This window comes from Luteitalea sp. (assembly GCF_022842525.1).
Lineage (GTDB): Bacteria > Acidobacteriota > Vicinamibacteria > Vicinamibacterales > Vicinamibacteraceae > Luteitalea.
The window spans coordinates 1-9,649 of the sequence record NZ_JALHPM010000220.1 but is presented as its reverse complement, the minus strand read 5'-3'; the positions used below and the strand labels follow the sequence as shown (position 1 = coordinate 9,649).

Genomic DNA, 9,649 nt, shown 5'->3' with positions numbered 1-9,649 from the left:
GCCGCCGGGTCGCTCAGGGTCAGCGGCCAGCCCTCGCCATCCACGGGGCCGTCGAGCGCCAGCACGGAGCTGAAGCCGCCGTGGACGAGCGCCACGCGCAGCCCCCACTCCTCGAGCACGTCCGCCATCAGGTCCACCGCGTAGCCCTTGCCGATGCCTCCGAGATCGAGGCGCACGCCCGGCTGCGTCGCGCGGACGACGAGCGCGTCTTCGTCCAGCTCGATCGACGACAGGCCGGTGCCGATCGAGATGTCGAACGCGCCGTCGGTCACCTCGAACATGTGCCGCGCGATGACGAGACACTCCAGAGTCTCCAGGCTCACGCGAGTCGCTTCACCCGCCTCCAGCCGGTTGATCCGCGAGATGTCGCTGTTGGCGATGAAGCGGCTCAGGTCTCGTTCGAGCCGCTGCGTCAGCGCCAACGCGGCCTCGGCCGCCTGCGCCGCATACCGCGCGTCGGGGTGCAGGGCATACACCTCGAAGACGGTGTGCATCGCCTCGTGCGAATGGCGCCGCGCGTCGCGCGCGCGGCGCCCCTCGATCCGGAGACCGCTCTCCTCGTCCGGCTGACTCACATCAACCCAGCGACCACGTCCCGCGGTAGTTGTGGCGGACGTACTGATCGGCCTCGGGCTTGTTGGTCACCTTCATGGAGGCGGCATCCCACATCAGCCGCTCCCCGGGGAAGCGCATCGCGACGTTGCCGAGCAGCACGGCCTCGGTGAACGGCCCGGCGTAGTCGAAGTCGGCCACCGCCTTGCCCTTCTGGCGGATCGCGTCGAGCCAGTTCTTCTCGTGCCCGCCACGGCCGCCTTCCACGCGCGGCAGCGACTTGGGCGGCCGCTGGAAGGCCTGCATCGCCGTCTCGGGGATCAGGCGCGGGCTCTCCGAGTACGTCTCGCACCACATCTTGCCCTTGTCGCCGACGAAGATGGTGCCCGATTCCGGCAGCTTGCGATCCGGCTCGAGTTCCGCCGGCAGCTCGGGGAGGAGCCCGCCGTCGTACCAGTGCACCGTCACCGGCGGCATGTTCCCGCGCGCCGGGAACGACAGGTGGATGAGCGACGAAGGCGGATAGCTGTCGTTGTACTCGACGCGCTGCCCGAAGCCCCGCTGCCCTGGCGCCGGGGGCAGGAAGTTGTACCCGAGCGACGACACGACGCTGGTCGGCGCGCCCAGCTTGAGGATGGTGAACGACGCGTCGAGCACGTGGCAGCCCATGTCGCCCATCGCGCCGGCGCCGAAGTCCTGCCACGCGCGCCAGCCGAACGGGTGATAGGTCTTGTGGAACGGCCGCACGGGCGCGGGGCCGAGCCAGAAGTCCCAATCGAGGCCGTCGGGCGCGGCCATCGTCTCGGTCGGCCGCGGCATGCCCTGCGGCCAGATGGGCCGGTTGGTCCAGCAGTGCACCTCCCTCACCTGGCCGATGGCGCCCGCCTCGAGCCACTCCTGCATCAGGCGCAGGCCCTCCTCCGAGTGGCCCTGGTTGCCCATCTGCGTGACGACCTTGTACTTGCGCGCCGCCTCGGCGAGCGCGCGCGCCTCGCTGATGGTGCGGGTGAGCGGCTTCTGCACGTAGACGTGCTTGCCGAGCTGCATGGAGGCCATCGCGATCAGCGCGTGCCAGTGGTCGGGCGTGGCCACGAGCACCGCGTCGATGTCCTTCTGCTTCTCGAGCATGACGCGGTAGTCCTTGTACATCGTCGCCTTGGGCACCTTCGCGATCGTGTCGCGACGCTTCAGTGCTTCCTTGGCCGCGGCGCTCTCGTCGATGTCGCAGAGCGCGACGACGTTGTCGCTCTTGATCACGTTGAGCAGGTTCGAGGTGCCCATGCCGTGGATGTAGCCGACGACGGCGACGTTGACCGTGTCGCTGGGCGCCTGGTAGCCGGTGCCGCCGAGCACGCGACGCGGGACAATCGTGAAGCCGGCGGCCGTGGCCGCCGTCCCCATGAACGCGCGTCGGGAGACCTGGGTGGGTGATTGCTTGTCACTGCTCATTGCTCTGCTCTCCTGTCCATGTCACGCACACACTCTCACCGCGAGGCCGTCGTCTGACCCGCCCCGGAGGCAGGTCGGCTCGCGACACGTTCACGCCAGATGTGCCCGACGTCGACGGCCGCACGGGCAAAGTCGTACCAGCGCAGCTTCGACCCGGGGATGTCGTGCCAGGCGGGCAGCACGAGTTCGTACAGGCGGTCCTTCCGCGAGGGTTCGTCCGGTGCGACCGGCGTCCGAAGGTACCGCGCAATCAGCTCCACGTCGAAGATCCAGGGACTGCGAAACGGCTCCGCGAAGAGCGCCGCCGTCGCCTCGTTGACCCGCAACACCTTGGCGCCGCACTGCGTGTCGTAGACCGCCAGGTCGAGGGCATGCGACACCGCCGTCGCGAAGACGCGCCCGAGGTAATGCCGCGTCGCCTTCCGCCGGACGTCACGCCCGAGCAGTTGGACACGCGAGCCGAGGACGAACTCGATGGTGGGGCGGCCCTGGAGGACGGCCAGGAAGTCGTCGATGGCGCGGAGGGGCGTCGAGAGATCGGCATCGAAATAGCCCACGAGCGCCGCACGCTGGTCGATCGCCGCGAGCACGCCGGCCCGGACGGCCTCGCCCTTGCCGCGATTGGGGCGGTGCCTGACGGTCGTGACGCTGCGGGGCGCCGCCGCGCGCATGCCATCGAGGATCGCCCCGGTCGTGTCGGTACTCCCATCGTCGACCATCACCAGCTGGACGCCGGGTCGCGTGCTGACGAAGTCCAGCAACGCGGCGCTGTCGAGCCGGGCCGCTTCGTTGTAGCACGGAACGACGAGGGCAAGCTCGGGAGGCGTCATCGCAGCATCGGACCGCCGGGCGTGCCCTCGTCACCGCGGGCGACACTCGCCAGGAAACGCTCCCACAAGTCACCCTCGACGTACAGGGCCTGCAGCACCTCGGGCCGGAGGCCGTAGAACTCCGAGACGTAGCGGTCGCCGAGCGACGCGTCGAGCGCCGGCGCGTGTGCGAGCGACGCCACGAGGACGGGCGCCTGCAGCGCCACGGGATCGTCGGGTGCGGCCCAGTAGCCGACCTGCGGCATCGCTCGGAGATACCAGGGCAGGGGCCATTGCTCCGAGGGCGGGGCAATCACCGACACCTGCATCTGCGTCCCGTCGGGATGCACCGCCGCCAGCTCGCGGATGCGCGTGGCCATGCGGACCGCGTCGGGCACGGTCTGGGCGTAGACGTAGGGGTTGCGCGGGTCGGAGGCGTAGGTCACCGACGCGCGCCAGGCCTGCCATCCCAGCTGCGCGCCAGCAATGACGCCGATCACCACCAGCGCGGCGCGCGCGAGTCGCGAGGGCGGCCGCTGGATCAGCCACGCGAATCCGACGCCGGCGAGGACGATGGCGGTGACGTGGAACGGCAGCACGTTCCACGGGGTCTTGTACCGGATCGCCGAGAACACGGCGGCGCAGACGAGCACGTCGATCGTGAGATACCGCGCCCAGAACGCCGCGACGACGGTGGCAGGAGTCGGCTGGCGCCACGCCGTGGCCGCACCGATGGCGGCAAGCACCAGCACCAGTCCTTCGCTCCACGTCACGCCCTGCGCCGAGTGGTAGGCGAGCAGCCGCAGGTAGTAGCTCCAGGGCTGCCCATGGTCGGCCGGGTTGACGCCGCGATCGAGATACGTGCCGGCGCCGCGGAACGGCTCGAGGAGGCTGCCGGGCGAGGTGAGGAACGAGGAGTAGAAGAGGCCAGCCACACCGAACGCCAGCGCCACGCTCGCAAGCGCGGCCCGTCGGCGGCGCGGGACGGTCATCGGGTTCTGCCACGTCGCGGTGCCGAGCGACCGGCCGGCGATGGCACTCGCGACGAGCGCCACGGGCAGCACGATGACCGCCGTCTCCTTGGTGGCCGCGGCGAGCCCCGCGGCGACGCCCGCCAGGACGAACCAGGCCATGCCGCCTCCGGTCGCGACACGCCCGACGCCGACCACGAACGCCAGCGTGAAGCTGGTGAACAACGCTTCCTGGATGTACATCCGCGAGTAGAAGACCATCGCGGGCGAGAGCGCCATCAACCAGGCGCCTGCGGCGACGGCCGGCCGCCCGATGCCGGCCGAGAGCCATGACAGCACGAGGATGGTCGCCGCCCCGAAGGCGACCGTCACGCCGCGGAGGGTACGCTCGTCAAGGGCGGCAAGGGTGAACTGGCCGCGCAGCCACGCCGCCGGCAGGGTCAGGTAGTAGAGGGTCGGCCCGTGATGGTCGACCGCGTCGTAGCGGTACTCGCCGCGTTCGAGCAGCGCGCCGAACTTGACGGCCTGGTTCGCCTCGTCATGGTGCATCGGTCGCTCGTCGAGCCGCACGAGCCGCAGTGCGAGACCGACGACGACCGCGACGGCGAGCAGGGCGCCGAACGACGACCGGGTCACTTGGGCAGGCCGTAGACCTCGACCTCGACGTAGTGGTTCAGGTCGTTCGTGGTGTTCCCGCGGGAGTAGAGCCGGACGTACCGTCCGCGAGCGCCCTGAGGATCGATCAACCGACCCTCGGCGACCTCGATGTACTCCTTCTCCTTGCCCTGGCCCAGCTTCGACGAGTTGTCGTGATCATTGTTGAACACCGTCGTCACGCCGGTCTTGAACGACGCGTCGCTCGACACCTGGACGATGACGTCGCGGTAGACGCGCGCCTGGGTGTGGTAGTGCCACAGGAGAATGGCCGAGAGCGGGTGCGAGGCGCCGAGGTCGATCTGCACCCACTGCGACCCGGGCCCGAGCTCCACGAAGTAGCCGTCGCCCCCCGACTTCCCGCCGTCGGTGATCATGTCGAGTTCGCCGATGACCGGCAGCGAGTCGCTCGAGGTGACCGGCTTCTTCGCCGACAGCAGGACGGTGCCCTTCGGCACGTAGAACGGCCCGCGTGACTTGCCGGAGACCTCGAGGTTGGCACTCTTGATGTTGGTGGGCGTGCCGATGAACATGGGCTTCGGGAGCGAGAGCTTCAACTCGACCTTGCCCGCAGGGGCCTGTGCGCCAAGGGGTGCCAGGGTCAGGGCGAATACGATCAGGCCAGCAAATGTGCGTGTAGTCATCGAGGGTCTCGGCCAGAGGGCAGGTGCACGGCTATCTCCGCTATCTCCGCGGAGTGTATGTCCGTCCATTTTGGGGGGTCAAGCCGCGGCCGGGGCGATGGAGGTGGTGGGCGCAGTCGGCCCCGGGCATCGGTTCGATTACCGCGCGCCTCAATCACGACAGCAGCGACTCCCGTTGCGACCAGTGCGTGCCCGACGAAACACGAGGTGGGGCCAGCCCGGAGAGCTGGCCCCACCTCCCTACCAGAGGTACGTCGCCTTCAGCCACACGGTGTGGGCCGTGTAGTTCTCCCAGCCGTAGTTCATCAGCAGGAAGGTGTTGGAGTGCGCGAGGCGGTCGAGGGTCTGGGTGCCGAGCGCCCAGTCGTTGACGCCGAACTGGTCGTACATGTACGTCAGGCCGAGCGACAGGTTGCGGCGAAGCCAGTACGCCGTCGTCACGCGGGCCTGCGTCCAGTCGTTGTAAACCGGATTCAGCTGCGCCGGCGTGGGGAGCGTGCTGTTGGCCACCACGCTGTAGACGAACGACGTGTCCGCCTTCGTGTAGTCGTAGTTCACGCCGAAGTCGAGCTTGCCGAACAGCTTGGGCGCCTCGAAGTAGGCGTTGACCGTCGAGACATCCTCCTCGATGTCGTCGTTCCAGTTGCGGCGCGCGTCGAAGAAGGTCGGGTCGGGCGGCGGGCTCGCCGTGCGGCTCGTCTCGAGGGACGAGAACGTCTCGAAGAGGTAACTGGCGCCCATGGTGAAGGCGTCGCCCGGCGAGAAGTCCACGCCGAAGCCGATGGTCGAGAAATCCTGGCTACGCAGGCCGAAGTCGCCGTCCATCGTCCGGTCGTCTTCGCCGACCGATCCGTTCACGTTGAACGACACGCTGTCGGCCGGCAGGAACGTGACCACGAACTGCGCCTGGTCACGATCACGGTTGCTGAGGTCGGCGTGACGCAGACCCGGCTGCTCGCTGTAACCCTCGAGGATCGACACGTCGAAGCCGTCGCCGCGTCGCTTCTGCGTGAGGTAGCCAGCCCGCACCGTCACGTAGCGGTTCGACGTCCAGTCGTAGCCGATGCGGAACGAATCCTCAGACGTGGTGTCGAAGATGCGGTTGGTGCGGTCGATGTCCTCGCGGACGTAGCCGATGCGGAAGGCACCGTTGCGCCACGGGGTGAACGACGCATCGAGCTCGGTCGTCTGCCGGTTGAACGAGTACGGGTGCGACTTGTCGCCCGGCGAGTTCACCAGCGTCGTGTCGTAGCTGATCTTCTGGTCGTAGTGGAAGACCGGCGTCTTGTTGTTCATGTCGTACGAGCGGAAGCTGGCGTTGAGCCACACCCAGTTCGCCGGACGCGAGTTGAAGCGCAGCAGGACGGTCGTCACGTCGGCATCGGCGTCGACGGCGGTCCGCTCGAGGGGCGGCACCGTCGTGATGCCCGGGTTGACGGTCCATGGCAGGATCTGCGCGTCGCTGGTCATGGCCGACTGCGCCACATACGCGATCACGCGGCTCTTGGCTGGCAGGGCGACCGAGCCCGTCGCCGAAACCGTGTGCATCGTGCTGGACGGCCAGCGCGAGAGGCGGCCGAGGGAACTGGCGTTGCTGGCGTTGGTGAGGCGCAGCGGGTTGTCGAAGGTCAGCGACTCCGTCTCGCTGTTGAACAGCGATCCGTCATACCCGGCCTTGAACATGGCCTTCTTGTTCGCCCACTCGACGTTGGCGGCGATCTCGGTGTTCCGCGTCTGGACGGGCGCGGGCACCTCGAACGTCGAGGCCATGCCGAAGCTGGAGCCCCACGGCTGGTTGCCCTTGCGGCCGGTGGAGATCAGCGCGAAGTTGATGTCCGTGTGGCGATTGAGCTGGTACTGGCCGCCCAGGGTCGTGATGTCGCGCTTCATGCGCAGTTCGAACGGCGAGGCGAAGGCCTCGACCGCGGGGTTCAGCGTCGCCTGGCCCGAGCCGATGGCCGACTGCAACGCATCGTCCACCGTCACCGTGGTGTTGTTGACGACGCTGAACGGCGTGCGCGTCGAGTAGTCCTGCTCGTAGGGGATCTGGTTGTACTCGAACCAGCCCTTGAAGCGACCGAACTGCTCGACGCTGGCGCCGAAGCGCTGATCGCGGTAGCCGACGTTGTCGGCCTCGACGCGCCACAGGCGCGCGTCGGTCTCGCTCGTCCACCGGAAGCCCTGGAGCAGGGGCCCGGTGCGGTTGTCGCGGTAGCGATTGAAGCGCGCTTCGTCGCCGTCCACGTCGTTGAGGCGGACGCCGAAGTCCACCGATCGCAGATTCGGGTCCAGCACCGTGCCGGCCTGACTGTCGTCGGCGGGGGGCTGTCCGATGGGGGTCTGCGCCAGGAGCGGTGCCGTCGTGAGGAGGGCGCCGAGCAGGCCGACTGCAAGAGTGCGTGTCGTCATGATCGTGTCTCCTAGCGAAGCAGCGTGACGCCAGCCGGGTGGTTGCTGCCGTGAATGGCCGAGTGGCAGTTGACGCAGCCGCGCGACAGCATGCGGTTGCTGCGGTTGTTCAACTGGGTCTGGTCGTAGATGGTCGCGGGGTGCCGCGAGTGGTTGTGACACCGCTGGCAGAGCATCGGCTGCTTCGCGATGAGCATGCGCTCGTGCGGCGAGCCGTGCGGGTCGTGGCAACTCACGCAGTTGTCACGCACGGCGGCGTGCTCGTGCAGGAACGGGCCGCGCTTCTCCGTGTGGCAGCTGATGCAGGACTCGTTGAGCCAGTTGCCCACCTTCAGCAGCTTGACGTTGGTGGCGCCGTGCGCGTTGTGGCACGACGAGCACTCCATCTTGCCCTCGGCGATGGGCATGTGCGAGGCCCGACGCATCTTCGCCGCCTGCTGCTGATGGCACGACTGGCACAAGGCCGTCTGCGTGTCGGTCTTGAGCTGGTTCTCGAACGACTTCGGGGTGTGGACGCTGTGGCACGACGAGCACGCCATGTTGCGCGCGTCGTGCGCGCTGCCATCCCACAGGGCATGCGGTCCCTTGGTGTGGCACGACAGGCACGCCTCGTTGCCGATCCGCGCGTCTTCCTTGGTGTCGCCGAAGCGCAGGATCTTGCCCTTGTCGTCGTCGTCGACGTGCGCCTGGCCGGGACCATGGCAACTCTCGCAGCCACTGTTGGCCGACGGCGTGCGCGGGTTGTTCACTCGCCCGTGCGGCGTCTTGTTGATGCTGCCCTGGGCCTCATGACACTGAATGCACGTGTCGTCGCCGGTGAACCCGGGTGCCGGCTGGCCGTTGGCCAGCGTCGCCTTGAACTTGCCGGTGGCCCCAGCCGCCAGAGACGCGTGCGCGGGCGTGGAAGGTGCGAGGGGCGCCGCCTGCGCAGGCGCAGCGGCACTCGGCTTGGGTCGGACGAGACCCTCCTGGTCGGGCCCGCTTCTCGCGTCAATCGACGCGACGGTCACCACGACCCACATCGCGAACACGGCAACGATGCCGGTCCACGCACTTGCTGCTCGCCTCATGTCAGCCTCCATTGCCCTCGCGCGACCGGGCGCATCATGGTCCAGCCATCTCGACAAGGAAGAATGGCAGGAACAGCGCCGCGCTCACGGTGGTGAGCGCGGCGCCAACGCGGCCAGCGGTTGCGCCGTCATGGCGCGCGGGAAGGGTGAGCCGGCCGTCACCCACAGTGCAGACCTACTTCAGGCTCGCCATGTAACCCACGAGGGCCTTCAGGTCCTCGTCCGCGAGCTTGTAGGCCTTCATCTTGATCTTCGGCTTCTCGGCCAGCTTGGCTTCCATCTCTGCCGGCGTCACGATCCACTTGGTGATGTCGTCGGTCGACAGCTTCTTGCCCACGCCGTCCAGCGGCCACTTCTTGTTGCCCTTGCCCTCGATCGCGTGGCAGGTCTGGCACTTGTTGGCCGTGTACACGGCCTTGCCCTTCTCCACGTCCTGGGCGCTGAGTAGGGCAGGGAGGGCGATGATGGCGGCGAGGACCGCGCCGGAGGCAATGCGCTTCATGTGACGTCTCCTTCTCGCAAGGAGCGGGTAACTGGTATCAGGTCGGTACGTCGACATACCGCGCGGCCGCTCGTGTGCGATGCACCGTACCATGCGCTGCCGGAAAGTCGGCATCACTGCAAGTGCAGGCGGAGAATAGCGCAACGAACTGTGCACTGAAAGAGGTAAGTGACCGCTGAAATGGCGACTCAGACAGTCCGCTATGCCGGCTGTCTGACGACACCCGAGCACGTCTCTGGTGCGCCGCGCGACCGACGATCGTCGCGCGACGAACGTGCAACTGCTCGAATTGCTGAGGAAAGCGTGCGGGCGTGTGGCTGCGTGCCAGTGTGAGGGGAGCGCGTCAGCCCACCCATGTCGGGAAGCTGACGCGCTGAACAACGAGGGTTGTAGGAGTCGACCTACACGGGAATCAGACTGCCGTATCTCCGGCACTACGCGCGCGCCGACACGCGACGCGCACCGAACACCAGCTATCTCGTGCGAAGACCCGGACCGGGTCCACGCCCCGGACCACCACCGGGACGTCCGCCCCCCGGACGCCCGCCGCCATGCGGCCGCGCGTGCATGGCTGGCGCCGACGGCCGTC

Annotated in this window: 8 protein-coding genes; all 8 read right to left on the bottom strand. The window is 68.0% G+C overall.

The window, feature by feature from the left end; translation table 11 throughout:
• Positions 1 to 575, bottom strand: a 575-nt coding sequence (locus Q0C41_RS27080) for an FAD:protein FMN transferase (RefSeq protein ID WP_291989380.1), incomplete at its 3' end; no start/stop codon positions are given.
• A 1-nt stretch (position 576) separates the two neighbouring features.
• Positions 577 to 2,001, bottom strand: a complete 1,425-nt coding sequence (locus Q0C41_RS27075) for a Gfo/Idh/MocA family oxidoreductase (protein WP_291989378.1) — start codon at positions 1,999 to 2,001, stop codon at positions 577 to 579.
• 35 nt (positions 2,002 to 2,036) lie between these two features.
• On the bottom strand, positions 2,037 to 2,831 hold the full coding sequence (locus Q0C41_RS27070; protein WP_291989376.1) for a glycosyltransferase: 795 nt from the start codon (positions 2,829 to 2,831) through the stop codon (positions 2,037 to 2,039).
• Positions 2,828 to 4,417, bottom strand: coding sequence for a flippase activity-associated protein Agl23 (locus Q0C41_RS27065; RefSeq protein ID WP_291989374.1), 1,590 nt, complete (start codon positions 4,415 to 4,417; stop codon positions 2,828 to 2,830). Before Q0C41_RS27065 ends, Q0C41_RS27070 begins: the two co-directional genes overlap by 4 nt.
• Complete coding sequence (locus Q0C41_RS27060; RefSeq protein ID WP_291989372.1) at positions 4,414 to 5,079, bottom strand: hypothetical protein; 666 nt, start codon at positions 5,077 to 5,079, stop codon at positions 4,414 to 4,416. Before Q0C41_RS27060 ends, Q0C41_RS27065 begins: the two co-directional genes overlap by 4 nt.
• Positions 5,080 to 5,319: 240 nt before the next feature.
• Entirely contained in the window at positions 5,320 to 7,488 is a 2,169-nt protein-coding gene (locus tag Q0C41_RS27055; protein ID WP_291989370.1) for an MtrB/PioB family outer membrane beta-barrel protein, read from the bottom strand.
• A gap of 11 nt (positions 7,489 to 7,499) precedes the next feature.
• On the bottom strand, positions 7,500 to 8,558 hold the full coding sequence (locus tag Q0C41_RS27050; protein WP_291989368.1) for a DmsE family decaheme c-type cytochrome: 1,059 nt from the start codon (positions 8,556 to 8,558) through the stop codon (positions 7,500 to 7,502).
• Between the two features lie 175 nt (positions 8,559 to 8,733).
• Positions 8,734 to 9,060, bottom strand: coding sequence for a cytochrome c (locus Q0C41_RS27045; protein WP_291989366.1), 327 nt, complete (start codon positions 9,058 to 9,060; stop codon positions 8,734 to 8,736).
• Between the last annotated feature and the right edge of the window lie 589 nt (positions 9,061 to 9,649).